Annotated in this window: 14 protein-coding genes, 4 tRNA genes and 2 pseudogenes; 14 read left to right on the forward strand and 6 right to left on the reverse strand. The window is 39.9% G+C overall.

Annotated features, from left to right (window positions below; all coding sequences use genetic code 11):
- Positions 1-2 precede the first annotated feature (2 nt).
- From FLM54_RS09650 to FLM54_RS09660, 3 genes are read right to left on the reverse strand one after another with little or no spacing between them, the layout of a single operon-like run.
- On the reverse strand, positions 3-932 hold the full coding sequence (locus FLM54_RS09650) for a class I SAM-dependent methyltransferase (protein ID WP_178956274.1): 930 nt from the start codon (positions 930-932) through the stop codon (positions 3-5).
- Positions 933-2,927: an excinuclease ABC subunit UvrB gene (gene uvrB, locus FLM54_RS09655; protein WP_178956275.1), complete on the reverse strand. Its 1,995-nt coding sequence runs from the start codon at positions 2,925-2,927 to the stop codon at positions 933-935.
- Positions 2,924-4,303 (reverse strand): MATE family efflux transporter, encoded by a 1,380-nt coding sequence (locus FLM54_RS09660; protein WP_178956276.1) that lies wholly within the window; start codon positions 4,301-4,303, stop codon positions 2,924-2,926. Before FLM54_RS09660 ends, uvrB begins: the two co-directional genes overlap by 4 nt.
- 1,038 nt (positions 4,304-5,341) lie before the next feature.
- Between FLM54_RS09660 and FLM54_RS09665 the strand changes: the two genes are divergently transcribed.
- The 12 genes from FLM54_RS09665 (at position 5,342) to nth (ending at position 14,670) form a co-directional block, all read left to right on the forward strand.
- Positions 5,342-5,418: transfer RNA gene (locus FLM54_RS09665), tRNA-Asn, on the forward strand.
- A gap of 21 nt (positions 5,419-5,439) precedes the next feature.
- Positions 5,440-5,516 (forward strand) — tRNA-Asn (locus FLM54_RS09670).
- Between the two features lie 21 nt (positions 5,517-5,537).
- Positions 5,538-5,614, forward strand: a tRNA-Asn gene (locus FLM54_RS09675).
- A 23-nt stretch (positions 5,615-5,637) separates the two neighbouring features.
- Positions 5,638-5,714, forward strand: a tRNA-Asn gene (locus tag FLM54_RS09680).
- 171 nt (positions 5,715-5,885) lie between these two features.
- On the forward strand, positions 5,886-7,829 hold the full coding sequence (locus FLM54_RS09685) for a GGDEF domain-containing protein (RefSeq protein ID WP_178956277.1): 1,944 nt from the start codon (positions 5,886-5,888) through the stop codon (positions 7,827-7,829).
- A gap of 240 nt (positions 7,830-8,069) precedes the next feature.
- A complete protein-coding gene (gene rsxA / locus FLM54_RS09690) occupies positions 8,070-8,651 on the forward strand; it encodes an electron transport complex subunit RsxA (protein ID WP_008115244.1) in 582 nt (193 codons plus the stop codon).
- A 1-nt stretch (position 8,652) separates the two neighbouring features.
- Complete coding sequence (rsxB, locus tag FLM54_RS09695) at positions 8,653-9,207, forward strand: electron transport complex subunit RsxB (RefSeq protein ID WP_008115242.1); 555 nt, start codon at positions 8,653-8,655, stop codon at positions 9,205-9,207.
- A gap of 8 nt (positions 9,208-9,215) precedes the next feature.
- On the forward strand, positions 9,216-11,606 hold the full coding sequence (gene rsxC, locus FLM54_RS09700; RefSeq protein WP_178956278.1) for an electron transport complex subunit RsxC: 2,391 nt from the start codon (positions 9,216-9,218) through the stop codon (positions 11,604-11,606).
- Positions 11,603-12,661, forward strand: coding sequence for an electron transport complex subunit RsxD (gene rsxD, locus FLM54_RS09705; protein ID WP_008115238.1), 1,059 nt, complete (start codon positions 11,603-11,605; stop codon positions 12,659-12,661). Before rsxC ends, rsxD begins: the two co-directional genes overlap by 4 nt.
- A complete protein-coding gene (rsxG, locus tag FLM54_RS09710) occupies positions 12,658-13,296 on the forward strand; it encodes an electron transport complex subunit RsxG (RefSeq protein ID WP_178956279.1) in 639 nt (212 codons plus the stop codon). Before rsxD ends, rsxG begins: the two co-directional genes overlap by 4 nt.
- Positions 13,293-13,991, forward strand: a complete 699-nt coding sequence (locus tag FLM54_RS09715; protein WP_010388435.1) for an electron transport complex subunit E — start codon at positions 13,293-13,295, stop codon at positions 13,989-13,991. Before rsxG ends, FLM54_RS09715 begins: the two co-directional genes overlap by 4 nt.
- A 46-nt stretch (positions 13,992-14,037) precedes the next feature.
- The gene (nth, locus tag FLM54_RS09720; RefSeq protein WP_055013367.1) at positions 14,038-14,670 is read left to right on the forward strand and encodes an endonuclease III; all 633 of its coding nucleotides are present in this window, start codon (positions 14,038-14,040) and stop codon (positions 14,668-14,670) included.
- A 126-nt stretch (positions 14,671-14,796) separates the two neighbouring features.
- On the opposite strand, the gene FLM54_RS09725 is transcribed toward nth, so the two are convergent.
- Positions 14,797-15,858: a GTP pyrophosphokinase family protein gene (locus FLM54_RS09725; RefSeq protein WP_178956280.1), complete on the reverse strand. Its 1,062-nt coding sequence runs from the start codon at positions 15,856-15,858 to the stop codon at positions 14,797-14,799.
- 303 nt (positions 15,859-16,161) lie between these two features.
- Between FLM54_RS09725 and FLM54_RS09730 the strand changes: the two are divergent.
- Positions 16,162-16,410, forward strand: a pseudogene (locus FLM54_RS09730) (endonuclease III); the annotation flags it as partial.
- A 123-nt stretch (positions 16,411-16,533) separates the two neighbouring features.
- Here FLM54_RS09730 and FLM54_RS09735 read toward each other — a convergent pair.
- Positions 16,534-17,157: a M23 family metallopeptidase gene (locus tag FLM54_RS09735; protein ID WP_138608739.1), complete on the reverse strand. Its 624-nt coding sequence runs from the start codon at positions 17,155-17,157 to the stop codon at positions 16,534-16,536.
- A 133-nt stretch (positions 17,158-17,290) separates the two neighbouring features.
- Between FLM54_RS09735 and FLM54_RS09740 the strand changes: the two are divergent.
- Positions 17,291-17,485, forward strand: a pseudogene (locus FLM54_RS09740) (endonuclease III); the annotation flags it as partial.
- Between the two features lie 314 nt (positions 17,486-17,799).
- Here the strand turns inward: FLM54_RS09740 and FLM54_RS09745 are convergent.
- Positions 17,800-18,810, reverse strand: a complete 1,011-nt coding sequence (locus tag FLM54_RS09745) for an alpha/beta fold hydrolase (RefSeq protein ID WP_178956281.1) — start codon at positions 18,808-18,810, stop codon at positions 17,800-17,802.
- Positions 18,811-18,816 lie beyond the last annotated feature (6 nt).

Genomic DNA, 18,816 nt, shown 5'->3' on the forward strand with positions numbered 1-18,816 from the left:
CACTATGTTTTTGTTTTGTACACCAATGCTTTTAAGCTTTTATCGCTATCAATTTCAATAAAGCGATCCGTAGGTTCTAGGCGTTTAACAAACTCAATAGCACCTTGAGTATGCTCTTCAATAAGTGCTCTAAAATCGTTTTCTGTAAGCTCAGGGCTATTAGCGCATAACAATAGCTGTGTAGTATCGTTTAAAAGCTCAGGAAGTCTGCGCAGCACTTTTTGATAGTCTTTAGTTAAAATAAAACTGCCTTTTTGAAAACTGGGCGGATCAACAATAATCAAATCAAACGGTGCTGCTTTTTTTAGCTTACCAAACGACTTTAAAATATCGTGCGGTAAAAAACTGACCCCACGATCGACATTATTGAGTTGGTGGTTTTGCTTACCCACTTTTAACACACCTTTGCTCATATCCATGTTCATCACATGATCTGCACCACCGTGCATAGCCGCAACCGAAAAACCACAGGTATAAGAAAACAAATTTAGTACTTTGGCGTGCTTACTATTTTGCATAACAAACTCACGGCCTTTTCGCATATCAGGAAAAATACCGGTGTTTTGCTTACTCATTAAATCAACCAAAAAACGCACCCCGTTTTCGGCTACGCTATGACGAACTGGCAGTTGACCGTGAACAAGGGTGTTATGGCTTTGTAGCCCAGCTCGCTGTTGATACACCAATGCAGTAATTAACTCTGGATGATGTTGTTGTGCCCATTGCCATAACGTATCGGTGAGTGCAGCGAGTGTTTCCTCGTCAATTTCACTGTATGACACCAAAAACAAACTTGGTGGGTAAAAGTCTAAGTTAATATGACTAAGCGCTTCCACACTGTGGCCACGCCCATGAAATACCCGGCAAAGCTCATTATCGGAAAAAGGCGTGTCTGCCAAAGCATTTATAAGGGGAGTAAAATCGGTTGTCATTTAATTAATCAACTGTTGTTGTAGTTCATGTATTTCGTCGCGCACTGAGGCGGCTTTTTCAAATTCTAAATCACTGGCATACGCATGCATTTTGGTTTCTAACTGCTTAATTTGCGTTGCAATTTCTTTAGCACTGAGGATTTTTTTAGAGTCTTTACGAATAAGCTGTAGATTGTCTTGCGGTGAGGCATCTTGGCCTACATCCATTACATCAAGTATCTTTTTAACCAAGGCACTAGGTTCAATACCGTGCTTAACATTATAAGCATGTTGTATTTCTCGGCGTCGGTCAGTTTCTTCAATGGCTTTGGCCATCGATTTAGTCACTCTGTCACCGTATAAAATAGCGCGGCCATCAAGGTGGCGCGCCGCACGGCCTATTGTTTGAATAAGTGAGCGCGCTGAACGTAAAAAGCCTTCTTTATCAGCATCTAAAATAGCCACTAGTGCAACTTCTGGCATATCTAAGCCTTCACGTAGTAAGTTAATGCCTACTAACACATCAAATACACCGGCACGTAAATCTCGAATAATTTCTACCCGCTCTACGGTATCAATGTCAGAGTGTAAATAACGTACTTTTACATTGTGCTCACTCAGGTAGTCAGTTAAATCTTCAGCCATACGTTTGGTAAGCGTGGTTACCAGCACTCGCTCTTTTGCTTCAACACATTTGTAAATTTCTGAGAGTAAATCATCAACCTGATCGCCTACTGGGCGAACTTCAATAACAGGGTCAAGTAAGCCGGTTGGACGAATAACCTGCTCTGCAACTTCGCCGTTGCTGCGCTCTAATTCAAAGTCGCCTGGGGTGGCCGATACATAAATGGTTTGTGGTGCAATGGCCTCAAACTCTTCAAAACGCAGTGGCCTGTTATCCATAGCTGAGGGCATTCTAAAACCATATTCAACGAGGTTTTCTTTACGGCTTCTATCGCCTTTATACATGGCACCAATTTGCGAGACGGTTACGTGCGATTCATCAATAATCATTAATGCATCGTCGGGTAAATAGTCCAGTAATGTTGGCGGTGGATCGCCAGGTGTACGCCCCGATAAATAACGGCTGTAGTTTTCAATACCAGAGCAATAACCAAGCTCGGTCATCATTTCTATATCGTATTGGGTACGCTGAGCTATGCGCTGCTCTTCTACTAACTTGTTTGCGCTGAGCAATTGTGCTCTGCGCTCTTTGAGTTCGGCTTTAATTTTTTCTATGGCTTCGAGAATTTTTTCTCGTGGCGTTACATAGTGAGTTTTAGGATAAATAGTGGCACGTACTATGTGTTTTTCTACCGCACCGGTTAATGGGTCAAAAATACTTAAGCGTTCAACTTCGTCATCAAACATTTCTACACGCACTGCATAGGTGTCTGATTCAGCTGGAAATATATCAACCACTTCACCACGAACGCGGTATGTACCGCGACTAAAATCAATATCGTTTCGCGTATATTGTAGCTCTGCAAGACGGCGCAGCATGTCACGTTGATCGACCTTTTCACCTACTTTTAAAAGCAGCATCATTTTCATGTATGAGTCAGGATCGCCCAAACCATAAATTGCCGACACAGAGGCAACAATAATGGTATCGCGTCGCTCTAAAAGCGCTTTAGTGGCACTGAGTCGCATTTGCTCTATGTGTTCATTAATAGATGCGTCTTTTTCGATAAAGGTGTCGCTGGCTACCACATAGGCTTCAGGTTGGTAGTAATCGTAGTAAGATACAAAGTATTCAACCGCATTATGTGGAAAAAATTCTTTCATTTCGCCATACAATTGAGCCGCTAAGGTTTTATTATGCGCCATAATAATAGTTGGCCGGTTTAAATCACTAATAATGTTAGCCATAGTGAACGTTTTACCGGTTCCCGTTGCGCCTAATAAGGTTTGCTGGGCCAGTCCGGCCTCTAAGCCTTCACACAACTGAGCAATAGCGGTTGGCTGATCCCCTGCGGGTTTAAATTTTGATACTAGCTGAAAATGATCGCTCAATGACTACACTCCTGTAATGCTTGACTGCTTAACGCTTCAATTTCTTTCATAAACCACTTGTAGGCTACAAGTGCTGTAAATAAATTACCAATGGCCGCGCCAATAAACAAGCCGATTAAGCCTGCAAGTTCGTTTCCGATATACGCAAAGGGAATATAAAAAACAAACAATCGAATAACGCTCAAAACTAAGGCGTTCATGGGTTTGTGTAAAGCGTTAAACGAGGAGTTTGATAAAATGATCACTCCTTGCAAACCATAACTTAAAGGAATGGTATAAATAAACAGCTTGATGACATCAACAACAGCTTGCTCTTTACCAAATATTTCACTAATGACACCTGAAAAAATAATTAATACAATATAAATAACAAACTGCCACAACATTACAAACTTGAGCGTACCTAGGTAGGCATCTTTTACGCGAGAAAAATGACTTGCTCCAAAATTTTGGCTAATAAAAGGTGGTAAGGTCATCGACAAAGCTAATACCACTAAACTCGCTATTGATTCTATTCGACTCCCTACTCCAAAAGCTGCCACAGCTTCGGGGCCATGATGAGCAACCAATGCGGTCATTACCGCCATAGCAACTGGGGTGAGCATGTTAGCACCCGCTGCCGGTAAACCAATTTTTAAAATTTTACGAATTGCACCAACAATGGTTTGTTTGCCCGCTTTTAAACTGAGCAACTGCTTTTTAAAAATTAATATGTATAAAATAATCGCCACTGCAACTGCCCAAGCTATAACACTGGCAATAGCAGCCCCTTTAATACCTAATGCGGGAATAGGACCAAAGCCAAAAATAAGCATCGGATCGAGTACAGCATTAATAAGCCCAGCCCCGCCCATAATAATGCTTGGTGTTTTAGTATCACCACTGGCACGCAGTACTGAATTTCCAATCATGGGGGTAATTAAAAACACACTACCCAAAAACCAAATACTAATATACTGATGAATTAGTGGAAGTACTTGCTCCCCTGCCCCAAGCAAGGTAAATATGGGGTCAATCAATAAATAGCCACTGGCAGATAAAACCAATACTAATATTACCGCTACCAACAACGAAACACTGGCATCAAAACGCGCTTCTTCTATATTGTTACTGCCTAATGCTTTTGCAATAACCGCAGAAGTACCTATACCTAAACCAATTGCTAAACTGATTACAGTAAAAGTAACGGGAAATGTAAAACTCACCGCGGCAAGCGGCTCTGTACCCAATAAGCTAATAAAAAAAGTATCAACTATGTTGAACATCATTAAGGTTATCATCCCAAAAATCATTGGAACGGTCATTTTCTTTAGCGTAGGCAAAATTGGAGCGGTGAGTAAATCAGAGCGAGTATGTGATTGAGAATGTGCGCGCATAAAATAAATAAGCCTCTTTTACTGAACGGCATATTTTAAAGCATCCGAGCTGTTCAAGCCATGCTTTATTAAACCTAAACCATTTAATCCGTTTTTTATCAAAAAACTGTTATTTTTATGCTGTTGTAAATAAATTTCGCACAAACACATTAAAAACCAAATTAAATACATTTATATAACTTTTGCAACATTTAGCTTTTAGGTTTTGCTGATTTATTACACAGTTAGCGATAATGCTTTATCGTCACGAAAAATTTTATTTATCGTTTAGGTGGCTATCTAAGCTGAATCATAAGTCTTTGTTTTTAAGAACATAAAAAAAAAGCTTTTTAATACTTGAAATCGTTGTAGCGCCCTACAACGCTGGGGGTGCTGATGTTCTTAAAGTTTAATAAACAGAGTTATCCACAGAAACCGTGGATAACTCATTCAACCCCACGTTTATAAAGGGCTACAACGAGGTGCAAATTTAAAGGTGCTGTGATTTTTTTACGTTATCAATAAGCAAACAACGTTAAATGGAATTGTAACGCCTTGATATGGGATTATTTGTTTATTTAATGCAAATCCACATTCGTGCTTAATAAATAGCCAAGCCTTTGATTGCTTTATTTTTATACAACTCCATAGCAGTTCTAAAATTATTAGGTTTTTATCAATATTTAAAATAAATATACGTCTTTGATTAAGATTCAGTTCAACAAACTTTAACGATACAAAATAAAAGTGAGGTATTTATTTTAAATACGTTTATTTAGACTTTGTAAAAATATAGGAAATAGAACAGTTTTTTATCACTAAAAGCTACTTTATTTAATTTTACGGCAAGTTTTATTAGCTGAAATTACTCACTTGATTCAAATATTACGCTGTTTTTGTAAAACAATATCACTGCGCTTTACTTAAATAGTGTTATAAAACGCGCAGATTGCACATAAAAACAACGAATAGACCTCTTTTTTGAATTTATGATCTTTTATATGTTGACACTTTGCTATGCGGTCATTAATATTTCGCCCCGTTGAAAGGCAAGACGCTTCCCCCTTAGCTCAGTTGGTTAGAGCGACGGACTGTTAATCCGCAGGTCCCCCGTTCGAGTCGGGGAGGGGGAGCCAAGTTTTTCAGCCATAAACGATTCCCCCTTAGCTCAGTTGGTTAGAGCGACGGACTGTTAATCCGCAGGTCCCCCGTTCGAGTCGGGGAGGGGGAGCCAAGTTTATGTTTATGATGTAGTTCCCCCTTAGCTCAGTTGGTTAGAGCGACGGACTGTTAATCCGCAGGTCCCCCGTTCGAGTCGGGGAGGGGGAGCCAAGTCATAAAAAGTATATTTTAGTTCCCCCTTAGCTCAGTTGGTTAGAGCGACGGACTGTTAATCCGCAGGTCCCCCGTTCGAGTCGGGGAGGGGGAGCCAATTTACTACACTTCCATAGACATCTCCTTAAATTTGCTCTACCATTTCCTATTAAAATAAAAAACTTTTTGATTACAAAAACTAACTATTTGATAACTTTCTTTATCAAGCTATAATTATTTTAATAATCATGAGGTTGTGTCCTCCCCTTTGACATATAAAGATTAAACAATGGCAGCATTTAAAAAACTTATTTTTATACAACTGATGGCTTGGTTGATTCTTGTGACTGCTGGCTGTTATTTTATTAGCCAAAACTTTGATAGTGCCATCGGTAAAGCTCAAAAAAATGCGCAGGCGACCGTCGAGCAATATATTAAAAACCTATCTGCAACTGACCTCTCTGCTGATAACTTAAAAAATACACTTGCAAGCAGTGAAATCTTTTCACATTTTACTTTACGTGATTATCAAGGTGCGGAAGTATTTTCAGTTAACAATTCAGCGCAATTACCTGTTATTGCAGAACTTATTCAGTCAAACAATAACTCAGTACGCCCTCAGTATGCCACTAATGATAACGCCGATATAAAAGTTGAGTTTAAAATCAACATCACTCATTTGAGTGAGCAGTTTCAAACTGCTTTTTTTATAATTTTAATTATTAGCACCCTACTCGCTCTAATACCTATTGCATTAATGAAAACCATTGTTAAGCACATTAATGACAATATATGTACGGACGTTGCTGATGTCATTGATATTTATATAAACCAAAATCAACTAGGCGATGATTTTGCGACTAAAATTGATTCGCCAGAGTTAGCTAAGTTAGGGAAAAGTTTAATTCCTAGCTTTAATCGTTTATCGCACTTTTTAAAAAGTAAGAATGACAATATAAAAAATGCTGCACACACAATAAAACGTGAGGCCTACAAAGACGGTGTGACTGAGTTAGGTAATCGCAATATGTTTGTTGATTACTACGAAAAGAATATTGAAAACACCGAAGTAAGTACATTTGGCTCTTTAGCACTCGTTCGCTGTAGTGAGTTGCAGTCTATAAATCAAAGCCGCGGTTATCAAAAAGGTGATGAATACATTAAAGCCGTTGCAGATATTATTGTCAGCATCAGTGGCACCTATTCCGGCAGCCAAGTTTTTAGAGTAAACAGCTCTGATTTTATAACCATTTTACCAAATACCCCGTTGAAAGAAGCCGAAAAATTTGGTGAGAACTTACAATCTCGCTTTACTCAATATATGCAAAACCAAGAGCTTAGCTCGGTTGCAAACACGGGTATTGTGGGGTACGAAAAATCAAAACCTTTGGGTGAGTTACTCTCTATTGTTGATAATGCAATGAGCATGGCGCAGTCTAAGCAAGCTAATGCGTGGCATGTGCAACGTGATACTGATCTAGTTAATAATGTGAGCGCAGGATTTGGTAACCAAAACTGGCGTAAAGTGATTAACGAAGTAATTGAGTCTAAAAGCGTCCATTTGGTGATCCAAAATATTATGCCTTTAGGCAAAAGCATTAAAGCCTATGCTGAAATTCAAGCCCGCTTCAAAACAGAAGAAAACCAAGCTTTGCCTACCGCTTCATTTTTAGCAATGGCTGAAAAGCTCGATATGGCCATTGAAATTGACAAGTTAATAATAGAATCGTCTTTGGAAAGAATAAAATCGAGTAATTTATCTGAAAAGTATTTTGGCTTAAATATTACCCCATCTAGCGCGCACAGCGACCAATTCATGATTTGGTTAGAGCGCCGCTTACTCAAAGATACCCATATTGCTTCTAAGTTAATTTTTGAAGTGAGTGAATTTGGTCTTCAACAAAACATTAAAGCAAGCAAACGCTTTATTGATATGGTACATCGCGTTGGTGCCAGAATAACGGTAGAACGCTTTGGTGTGGGACTCACCTCATTTAAATTTTTCAGAGATTTAAAACCAGATTTTATTAAAATGGATGCAAGCTATACACGTGGTTTGGAAGACGATAAAAACAATCAGTACTTTATGCGTTTAATGGTCGACCTTGCCCATAGAATTGGCGTCAGTGTTTTTGCAGAGGGCGTTGAAAGCCAAGAAGAAAAACATATTGTAGAAACATTATGCCTTGATGGCGTTCAGGGTTATTACATTGAAAAGCCTAAAGACATCTAACCCATCCTAACTCAAATAAAAAAGAGCATTTATGCTCTTTTTTACGTTTTAAAGTGTGCTTTTGCTATTGTTCAGCCGTTAAAATGCAGACAGCTTTTTAATTGCAAAGCTCTTAGATTTTGGCCCTTTAGAATTAGCCCGTTATTTTACGTTGTTTATTTAACTGATAATCACTCAACGTGTTGTTAATCGCAGTAGAAAAAAGGATAATACACGGGATTTTATTAGCGTGAGGCACACATGACAGAATACGTCTTGTTATTAATTGGAACAGTGTTAGTTAACAACTTTGTATTAGTACAATTTTTAGGCCTTTGCCCGTTTATGGGTGTATCAGGAAAACTTGATACAGCCATAGGTATGTCTTTAGCAACTACCTTTGTGCTAACGCTTGCCTCTGTGACCAGTTATTTAGTAAACGAGTATATTTTATTACCACTAGATATCACCTACCTGAAAACAATGAGCTTTATTTTAGTTATTGCAGTGGTTGTTCAATTTACTGAAATGGTTGTTAGAAAAACCAGTCCAACGTTATACCGTCTACTGGGAATATTTTTACCTTTAATAACGACTAACTGTGCAGTACTCGGTGTTGCTTTATTAAACATCAAAGAAGATCACACCTTTTTACAATCTGCCGTTTATGGCTTTGGTGCCGCTGTAGGTTTTTCATTAGTATTGGTTTTATTTGCGGCATTGCGCGAACGTTTGGCCGCAGCAGATGTGCCCACTCCATTTAAAGGAGCTTCAATCGCAATGATAACGGCAGGTTTAATGTCAATGGCCTTTATGGGTTTTACTGGATTAGTGAAGTTTTAATATGACCTTGTTGTACGCTTTAATAGCGCTGGGTTTGCTGGCGTTAATTTTCGGATTAATTTTAGGATTTGCAGCTGTTCGCTTTCGCGTTGAAGGTAACCCTGTAGTGGAGCAAATCGATACCATTTTGCCACAAACACAGTGTGGTCAATGTGGTTATCCTGGTTGTCGCCCTTATGCAGAAGCCATTGCCAATGGCGATGAAATAAACAAGTGCCCACCCGGTGGTGATGCGACAGTTAAAAAGTTAGCCGATTTGATGGGTGTTGAGGCTAAACCTCTAGCCGGCGGCGAACAAGCAGAGCCAGTTAAAACGGTGGCCTACATTCGCGAAGATGAATGTATTGGTTGTACCAAATGTATTCAAGCCTGCCCTGTTGATGCCATTGTTGGTGCAACCCGTCAAATGCACACCGTTCTAATTGACGAATGTACAGGCTGCGATTTGTGCGTTGAACCTTGTCCGGTCGATTGTATTGACATGCTACCCGTTGCACCAACAAAACAAACTTGGAAATGGCAACTAGACGCTATTCCTGTTACCCAAATAGATTAGAGGTTTGAGTGGAAAAGTTACTTGAACAAATAAAAAAAGGCACCGTTTGGGCATTTCCTGGCGGCGTACATCCTCCGCAGCAAAAGTCATTATCTAATAATACGCCTATTGCGCGCCTTCCTTTGCCTGAAAAACTCGTTCTGCCTTTAAAGCAGCATATAGGCGCTAGCGGCAAGTTAATTGTAGAAAAAAGCCAGCACGTATTAAAAGGTCAACCATTAACTAAGCCTTCTGCTAACTGGTCGGTACCTGTGCATGCACCTACATCAGGCACTATTATTGATATTACGCCTATGCCATCAGCACACCCTTCTGCTTTGCCTGAATTAAGCATTATTATTGAACCCGATGGCAAAGATACCTGGTGTGAATTATCGCCTTTAGCAAACCCAGCCAATGCATCACACGATGAACTCGTTGATGTTATTCATAATGCGGGGATCTCTGGCATGGGCGGCGCAGGCTTCCCAACCTATGTAAAAGCTGATATTAAACAACCTATTGAATTTTTGATTGTTAATGCGGTTGAGTGTGAACCTTATATCACGGCTGACGATACTTTAATGCGCGAGCACGCCGCTGAAATAGTCAAAGGTATTGAGCTAATGCAGCAGCTACTCAATCCGACGCTGTGTATTATTGGTATTGAAGATAATAAGCCTGAGGCTATCACAGCCATGACAGAAGCGGCGAAGCATAACGAGCATATTTTAATACAAACCGTGCCTACTGCTTATCCCTCTGGCGGTGAAAAACAGCTAATAAAGCTACTGACTAATCGTGAAGTTCCTAATGGTGGCATTCCTGCTGATATCGGTATTTTAGTACATAACACAGGTACCTTGTACGCCATTGCGCAAGCCGTATACGAAGGCAAACCATTAATAGAGCGCGTAGTTACAGTAACGGGTAATACTATTCATAAGCCCGGTAATGTATGGGCGCTATTAGGTACTGAGATAAAACACTTACTGGATTGCCAAGGGTTTTCACCCGTACCACAACAGCGCGTCGTTATGGGCGGCCCTATGATGGGCTTTACCTTACCCACGGTTCGTATTGGCGTTGTTAAAACAACAAACTGTATACTTGCTCCAGATCATAAAGAATTAGCAGAGCCAGGCCCAGAAAAAGCCTGTATTCGCTGCAGTGCCTGTGCCGATGCGTGCCCTGCCTCGTTATTGCCACAACAATTACAATGGTTTGCTAAATCAAAAGAATACGACAAACTCCAAGAGCATAACTTATTTGATTGTATTGAATGTGGCGCGTGTGCCTATGTTTGCCCAAGTGAAATACCACTCGTTCAGTACTACCGCGTTGCAAAAGTTGAGATTAAAGAGCAAATTGCCGAGAAGATAAAATCAGATCGCGCTAAAGAACGCTTTGATGCACGTAAAGCGCGTTTAGAGCAAGAACAAGCTGAGCGAAAAAATCGCCACAAACGTAAGCCTGTAGCTAAATCTACCGAAGAACAGCAAAAAGTAGCCGATGCCCTTGCCCGCGTTAAAGATAAAACCAGCGATGGTGACAATAAATCAGCTGTAGCAGCGGCAATTGCGCGTGCTAAAGCTAAAAAGCAAGGTGGCGAACTTGAGCCAGATAACAGTGAAGTTGCAAAAGAACGCGCTGCCCGTAAAGAGCAAGCTCGCCTTTATAAAGAGCAAAAAGCACAAAGTAATGGTGATGACGAAGCTGTAGATGACAAAAAGTCAGCAGTTGCAGCCGCTATTGCCCGCGCTAAAGCCAAAAAGGCAGCACAAGCTAATGAGCAAACAGCAAGCGATGACACTGCAAGTGAATCACCCGTCGCTGCCGATGATAAAAAAGCTGCCGTCGCTGCCGCTATTGCTCGTGCTAAAGCCAAAAAGGCAGCACAAGCTAATGAGCAGGCAGCAAGTGATGACACTGCAAATGAATCACCCGTCGCTGCCGATGATAAAAAAGCCGCCGTCGCTGCCGCTATTGCCCGCGCTAAAGCTAAAAAGGCAGCGCAAGCTGCTGAGCAAACACCAAACGATAGCACAACAAGTGAATCTCCAGTTGCTGCCGATGATAAAAAAGCTGCCGTCGCTGCAGCCATTGCCCGTGCTAAAGCCAAAAAAGCAGCGCAAGCTGCTGAGCAAACACCAAACGATGACATAGCAAGTGAATCACCTGTCGCCGCCGATGATAAAAAAGCTGCCGTCGCTGCAGCCATTGCCCGCGCAAAAGCCAAAAAAGCAGCGCAAGCTGATGAATTAGCAAATCAAAGTGAAAACACTGAGCCACAAAGCAACGATGAACCTTCAGAAGCTTCACAGCAAACAGCTCAAGAAAAAAAGAAAGCCGCCGTAGCCGCCGCGATTGCTCGCGCTAAAGCTAAAAAGCAACAAAAAGAAGGAAATGATCAGTCATGAAACTAACCATGGCCAGTTCACCCCACAATCATAGTCACAAATCTGTGACACGGTTAATGTTAACTGTAATTGCGGCTTGTATTCCTGGTGTTATTGCGCAAGTTGTATTTTTTGGCACCGGTGTCCTTATCCAATTATTATTGGCGTTAGTGTGTGTAAGCGCATTTGAAGCAGCCGTTATGTTAATGCGTAAGCGCCCTATTTGGCCTGCATTAAGTGATGGCAGTGCATGGCTTACCGGTGTGTTATTAGCAATAAGTATTCCGCCCTTAGCGCCTTGGTGGATTATTGTTATAGGGTGTTTGTTTGCCATAGTTATTGTTAAACAACTATATGGTGGTTTAGGTTTTAATTTATTTAACCCTGCAATGGCAGCCTATGTGCTTTTATTAGTGTCGTTCCCTGTGCAAATGACTGCTTGGTTACCCGTTACAGAATTACTTAATACGGGTATTACTTTCAGCCAGCAGTTAAGCTTAATCTTTAGCGACTTTACCACGTTAGGATACAGCTTAGATCAGCTCCGAGTAGGAATAGACGGCAGCACAATGGCTACCCCACTTGATACCTTAAAAACAGATATTGCTCACGGACTAACGGTGACAGAGAGCATGCAAAAGAGCGTATTTAATGAGTGGACTGGCCTAGGTTGGGGATGGGTTAACTTAGCCTTCTTACTCGGCGGCCTTTACCTGTTAAAAACAAAAGTAATTAACTGGCATATACCAGTGAGTTTTATTGCAAGCTTAAGCTTATGCGCAGCAATTGGTTATATTGCCTCGCCAGGTACAGAGCCGGGTGTAGTGTTTCACTTGTTTAGTGGTGCGACTATGCTGGGGGCCTTTTTTATCGCCACCGATCCTGTATCAGCTGCAACCACTAATCGAGGTCGCCTTATTTATGGTGCAGCAATTGGTTTAATTGTGTATTTAATTCGCACCTTTGGTGGTTTTCCTGATGCAGTTGCATTTGGGGTGTTGCTAATAAACATAGCGGTACCGCTAATCGATTACTATACACAACCAAGAACCTATGGCCATGGAGCAGTAAAATGATTATTTCTTCAATGGTAAAAAATGGCGCAATATTGTGTGGGTTTGCGTTACTAACAACGGGACTCGTTGCCACAATTAATACACTTACCGCTGATAAAATTGCAGAGCAAGAGCAGTTGCAGTTAACTAATCAGCTTCAAGAAGTATTGCCGCATTCCAAATACAGCAATGAGCTATCGCAAGATTGTGTAATTATATCTGATCCATTACTAGGGCCATACGATAACCAAGTTATTTATCGTGCCCGAAAAGATAACGAACCTATGGCATTAGTCATTCGTCATGTCACCCCTAGCGGCTACAGTGGTGATATAAACTTACTCAGTGCAGTATATCGCGATGGTACCATTGCGGGTGTAAGGGTAACCAAACATGAAGAAACGCCAGGTTTAGGTGATAAAGTTGAAGTAAAAAAATCAGACTGGATCACCACATTTAATACAAAAACAGTACAAAGCGAAAGCGACGATCGTTGGGCCGTTAAAAAAGACGGCGGCCAGTTTGATCAGTTTACTGGCGCTACAATTACACCTCGTGCCGTTGTAGGCTCAGTCAAAAACGCGGTACTTTATGCACAAGATAACTTTGATGCTCTGTTCACAGCAGCAAACGCATGCCCAGAGGTAACGCCATGAGCGAATTAAAAACCCTTTACAAAGAAGGCTTATGGGGAAATAACCCCGCCTTGGTACAGTTATTAGGTTTATGCCCTTTACTCGCTGTTACCTCTACAATTACTAATGCGCTAGGTTTAGGCTTAGCAACCTTATTGGTATTAGTGGGCTCTAATATTACTGTATCAATAGTGCGTAACTGGGTACCTAAAGATATTAGAATACCTGTGTTTGTGATGATCATTGCCGGTTTTGTAACAATTGTGCAGCTGTTAATGAACGCTTACACTTTTGGCCTTTACCAATCTTTAGGGATTTTCATTCCGTTAATTGTAACCAACTGCGCCATTATTGGCCGTGCAGAAGCGTTTGCCTCAAAAAATCCAGTGCACTTATCCGCCTTTGATGGCTTGATGATGGGCTTAGGCTTTATGTTGGTTCTGGTTGTACTTGGCGCTATGCGAGAGCTGGTTGGACAAGGCACATTATTTGATGGTGCCGATTTATTACTCGGGCCTTGGGCTGCTATATTGCGCATTGAAGTGTTTAGCTTTGATAGCCAGTTTTTACTGGCCATTTTACCACCGGGCGCATTCTTAGGGCTTGGTCTGCTGATTGCCGCTAAAAATGTAATTGATGCACAAATAAAATCAAAACAAGTCGCACCGCCAGAAGCTGAAAAAGGCCCTCGAGCGCGTGTTACTAGCTTAACTTAAGGGGAAAGCGCATTAACTTAATAAAAGCTAATGCGTTTTAAGTTATATGAATAAAGAAAAACGTCACCAAATACTTACTCGCTTACGCGATGACAATCCACATCCTGAAACGGAGCTTGAATATTCAAGCCCATTTGAGTTGTTAGTTGCCGTAACGCTCTCAGCACAAGCCACCGATGTTGGGGTAAATAAAGCCACTCGTAAATTATTTCCGGTTGCTAATACGCCACAAGCCATTTTAGATATTGGCCACGACACACTACGTGATTACATAAAAACCATCGGCTTATTTAATTCAAAAGCAGCCAATGTATATAAAATGTGCCAAATATTGGTAGATCAGCATAACGGTGAAGTGCCAGAGAATCGTGAAGCTCTAGAAGCCCTCCCAGGCGTAGGTCGTAAAACTGCTAACGTAGTATTAAATACAGCCTTCGGCTGGCCGACAATCGCTGTAGATACGCACATATTCCGTGTTTCTAACCGTACTAAACTTGCCATGGGTAAAGACGTGGTTGCGGTTGAACAAAAACTCGAAAAAGTGATCCCCAAAGAATTTAAAGTCGATGTACATCACTGGCTCATTTTGCATGGTCGCTATACCTGTGTTGCCAGAAAACCTAAATGTGGCAGCTGTATTATTGAAGATTTGTGTGAGTTTAAAGAGAAAACAGAGTAATTAAAGCCTGCTTTGTGCCATGAGCAGACAGTGGTAACGCCTCGTTAAGAGGCAATAAAATAGTTGGCTAAAATTAAGCGACGAAGGAGCAAAAGCCAACTGTTTTTTGTCCTTTTAAACGACTTGTTATACGAATTTACCACTCAATTCAATAAGATAATCAGCAAAGCCATCTCTATCTTCTTCAAGACACAAGCCCATCTCATCTAAAAAGGTTACTATTTTTTCTTTGCTGCCTAGTTTTGCAGCTAGGATATGGTAAAGGTAGAAAATAGATATACCTTTACTCGCGGTATCACCCTCTGCATTAATATCATTAGCTCTAAGAAAAATATTTTTTTCATTCTCATTAATAGTTAAAATGAGGTCTGATATTTTTGTAATATTAAAATACTGCAAATATTTGAGGTGTCGGCTAACAAATTCTGAATCTAGCTCTTTCAAATTAAATTTAGCTTGTTCAGCAACTTTTTGATCCAATTTATTTACAACGTCACTCTTATTTAAGAACTCTAAAATTGTGACTAAATCAATTTCCACTTCATCAGGTTTGGAGCTAATATTTTCTTCTACGTCATGTTGGTAGTTGGTTAACTCTTCTTTAATCTTAACAAAGCCTTCATCTGCTAATTCTAAAAGACTTGCTAATCTAGAAAATTGCCTTCTTACATGCTTAGGTACTTCAATTGTTGATTTGTATCCAATGTCATGCTCAATTTCAGCCCACGCGTGTTGCAGCACGGAGCGAATTTGAATTTCAACTTTTCTTCCGTTAAATCTTTGGTACTCTACCAACCGCTCTCTGTCTTGTGAAATTGAAACAACATAGTGCAATGATAAGTAGCCAAATCTATCAGGGTCTAAAGATGCTCTTTTATCGATAGAGTTTTTTGCATCGATAGCAAAATTATCTTCAATAATTTTAGCTATTTTATCCACCTCATCAGAATAATTTGAAATTATCCTGATTCCAACGATATCTGTAATGTCCTGTATAGAAGTATATTTATCTTTATTGGTTACTTTTCGAGAGAGGCTATTCCTGTCTTTAACCCTTGATGATACAGAATGAGGCACAATAGCTTCATTGCTTAATAGAGCCGAGATCAGAGCGACCATTGATTGAGCCATTTCTTCATTTAGAGAAAGTTGCTCATCATACTCATCAATGATTTTAGATAATGACACTGTAGTTCCTTATTCGTATAACAATTTAATAGTGCGCTCATCGCGCATATTTCTGACGACGCTACGCTCATTTTTCTGCATAATATAGTTTTAACAAATAAGCTAAGGTATTACTATCACTAAGTTTTCTAAAACTTTAAAAAAAGTTAAATAGAACAATATGCGCGCGTCGCTCATTTTCGTGAATATATGCGCAAAGCAGAGTTTGATCACCCAATTGACTTTTATATTATTCAATATCAATGACAGGTTTTCGCTCAAAGCAGTCTTGAAAAAGTAAGTATTTTCGTTCTACGTTCATTATATTTTGGCTGGCCGACAATCGCTGTAGATACGCACATATTCCGTGTATCAAACCGTACCAAGCTTGCTATGGGTAAAGATGTGGTTGCGGTTGAGCAAAAACTCGAAAAAGTGATCCCCAAAGAATTCAAAGTCGATGTACATCACTGGCTCATTTTACATGGGCGCTATACCTGCGTTGCCCGTAAACCAAAATGTGGCAGCTGTATTATTGAAGACTTGTGTGAGTTTAAAGATAAGACTGAGTAGATTTGAGTCAAGATCAAAGTTATACATGTTATACATGTTATACTCTGATCTTTTTTAGCATTGAAATATCAGTTTATTGAGCAAATAAATCTTTTAGCCGCAATATTCTAAAGTTAGTTTGAGCTATCCCCTTTTATCATCATATTTAAACGCTTTGTATTCCGATCCGCTCTTTAATCCACAAGAATGATTATGTGTATTCTTAAAAGTAATTGGAATCGTTTGGCCACAAGGAAGAACATTATAATTGGGTGGTAAATTTGGTCCACACTTTTGAACATCAAAGTGCAAGTGAGGGCCCCCACTTTGTCCGGTATTACCACTTAATCCTATAATATCTCCCGCTTTTACTTTATCTCCTTTTGATACAAAAGAACCATTTTCTGTAAGGTGGAAATATCTTGCTACTGAGCCATCATCATGTTGAATAAAAATATAATTTTCTTCCAAATCTTTATTATTTCCATCTTCAAAAACTTCTCGAACACTGACGACCTCCCCCTCTCTAGATGCAACTATCTTAGTACCAATAGGCATTACAAAATCTATTGCAAAAGTACCTACCCCATTATTCGAGGCGCGATAATGCTCTGTAGCAGCATAAACACTTCTTGTGGTGCCCACTTCGTATGGTAACAAATAGACTGAATTTTCTAGATCTGGAAATACAGTGCAATCGACCACCGGCTTAGAGCAAGCAACTAAAGAAATAGGAATTAATAAAGAACTTACAACAAATTTTTTCATCAATACTTTCCTCTATAAAATGTATTAGTCGCTTAAAGTACAACAAAGGTTTAAAGGTGTTAAAAATTAAACTACCAATCTGAGAAAAAGCAGATACCAAACAAAATTAGTTTTCAATCTACTTTAATTACCTTTTGCCTGGCCCACAATCGCCGAAGACACCCATATCTTCCGCGTTTCTAATCGCACCAAGTTTGCCATGGGTAAAGACGTGGTCGCGGTTGAGCAACAACTCGAAAAAGTGATCCCCAAAGAATTTAAAGTCGATGTACTCCACTTGCTCATTATTCAAGGCCGTTACATGAGCACCGCCCGCAAGGTTAAATAGCGAACCACTAAAGTTGGTCAGAATCCCGTTACAGGCTCAAATTGCCTAGATATCTAAGCAAATCCATGCGCCTCACTTCATTTATGAGCACTAACCTCTGTATAAGAAAGGCACTAATTTTTGGCTTCTAACGTCGGCTATACTAAAAGTCGACGTTAGAAATCTGTGCTCTTTTTTAGTAAAAATATCATGCTACGTTTAATCAATAGTAACGGCTAATACCATGTTGATAATTTTGCGAAATAAACTAAATGAAATAAACTAAAATAGAACGACTATCTATCCCTTGTTTTATTCACTCTAAACTTGAACAATTATTTAATCAATTTGTTATTATTTATCAAAAATTGTGTAACTGTATCAGCAAATTCTTCAGGTTGTTCTACCCATGTCCAATGCCCCGTTTGCTCTAAAAATTTAAGTGTTGCTGTTCCTTCTGGTAGCATTTTATAAAATCGATAAGCCATTGCTGGTGTAGTTTTCCAATCTTTACGTCCGTTAATAATTAAGGTTGGAATAGGAAAGTCTTTGAACATTTCTTCTTTAATAATAACGTCTTTTAAAGTGCCAGTAATTTTTACTTCTGGGTCTAAACCAGCCATATCAAAATATACCTTGATATTTGAACCATCTCTTTTATCTCTTGAGCGGTATTTTCTTAATTTTGAGCGTTTTTCTGGGTCGTACCAATCAGACATATTACCGATGGCTCTGTTGTAAAAGGCTTTCATATACTCATGACTGCTTGTTAATGCGCCTTTTGCTCTAATCTCCTCTAGTTTCTCCCACTGTTGTGGAAAAAAAGTTTTTCTTAAGTACTTGGCGGCATCAACATTCATCTGTTGACTTAGTCCGTCAGCAGATGCGCTTAACATGATCAACTTCGCTACTCTGTTCGGGTAAGTTAATGCATATTGCACCGCTGGGATACCACCATATGAATGACCAGCTAGTACGAGTTCCGGTACATTCAAATGTTGGCGTAACGTTTCTATATCTTCAACAGTGATAGATGGTGAGAACTTATCTTGAATCTCTCTTGTCGCTCTGCCTACACCAGTTTCATCAAAATATATAATTTGATACCCGTGTGGTTTTAAAAAGTCTAATGCTCCCCAAAATATGGTGCGAGAAGCACCGGGACCACCATTAATCATAACAATGGGAGTGCCTTCACCGTCTGCTTCATAGTAAATATGACCAAATTTACTTTTAACGAAGTTACCTTGACCGTAAGGTTTAGGTAAAGAGGTGTCGGACGCATTGGCTACCAGAACATTAATATGAAGTAAAAATAACAATGAGACAATAAATGCTTTTAACATAAGTAA

The sequence above is a fragment of the Pseudoalteromonas sp. Scap25 genome, from assembly GCF_013394125.1.
GTDB lineage: Bacteria > Pseudomonadota > Gammaproteobacteria > Enterobacterales > Alteromonadaceae > Pseudoalteromonas.

What these genes read in the sequence shown, in the direction of transcription:
- rsxB (WP_008115242.1), top strand. Translation starts at nt 8,653, where the DNA reads ATGACCTTGTTGTACGCTTTAATAGCGCTGGGTTTGCTGGCGTTAATT.
- rsxD (WP_008115238.1), top strand. Translation starts at nt 11,603, where the DNA reads ATGAAACTAACCATGGCCAGTTCACCCCACAATCATAGTCACAAATCT.
- FLM54_RS09660 (WP_178956276.1), bottom strand. Translation starts at nt 4,303, where the DNA reads ATGCGCGCACATTCTCAATCACATACTCGCTCTGATTTACTCACCGCT.
- FLM54_RS09735 (WP_138608739.1), bottom strand. Translation starts at nt 17,157, where the DNA reads ATGAAAAAATTTGTTGTAAGTTCTTTATTAATTCCTATTTCTTTAGTT.
- FLM54_RS09745 (WP_178956281.1), bottom strand. Translation starts at nt 18,810, where the DNA reads ATGTTAAAAGCATTTATTGTCTCATTGTTATTTTTACTTCATATTAAT.
- rsxA (WP_008115244.1), top strand. Translation starts at nt 8,070, where the DNA reads ATGACAGAATACGTCTTGTTATTAATTGGAACAGTGTTAGTTAACAAC.
- nth (WP_055013367.1), top strand. Translation starts at nt 14,038, where the DNA reads ATGAATAAAGAAAAACGTCACCAAATACTTACTCGCTTACGCGATGAC.
- FLM54_RS09685 (WP_178956277.1), top strand. Translation starts at nt 5,886, where the DNA reads ATGGCAGCATTTAAAAAACTTATTTTTATACAACTGATGGCTTGGTTG.
- FLM54_RS09715 (WP_010388435.1), top strand. Translation starts at nt 13,293, where the DNA reads ATGAGCGAATTAAAAACCCTTTACAAAGAAGGCTTATGGGGAAATAAC.
- FLM54_RS09650 (WP_178956274.1), bottom strand. Translation starts at nt 932, where the DNA reads ATGACAACCGATTTTACTCCCCTTATAAATGCTTTGGCAGACACGCCT.
- rsxG (WP_178956279.1), top strand. Translation starts at nt 12,658, where the DNA reads ATGATTATTTCTTCAATGGTAAAAAATGGCGCAATATTGTGTGGGTTT.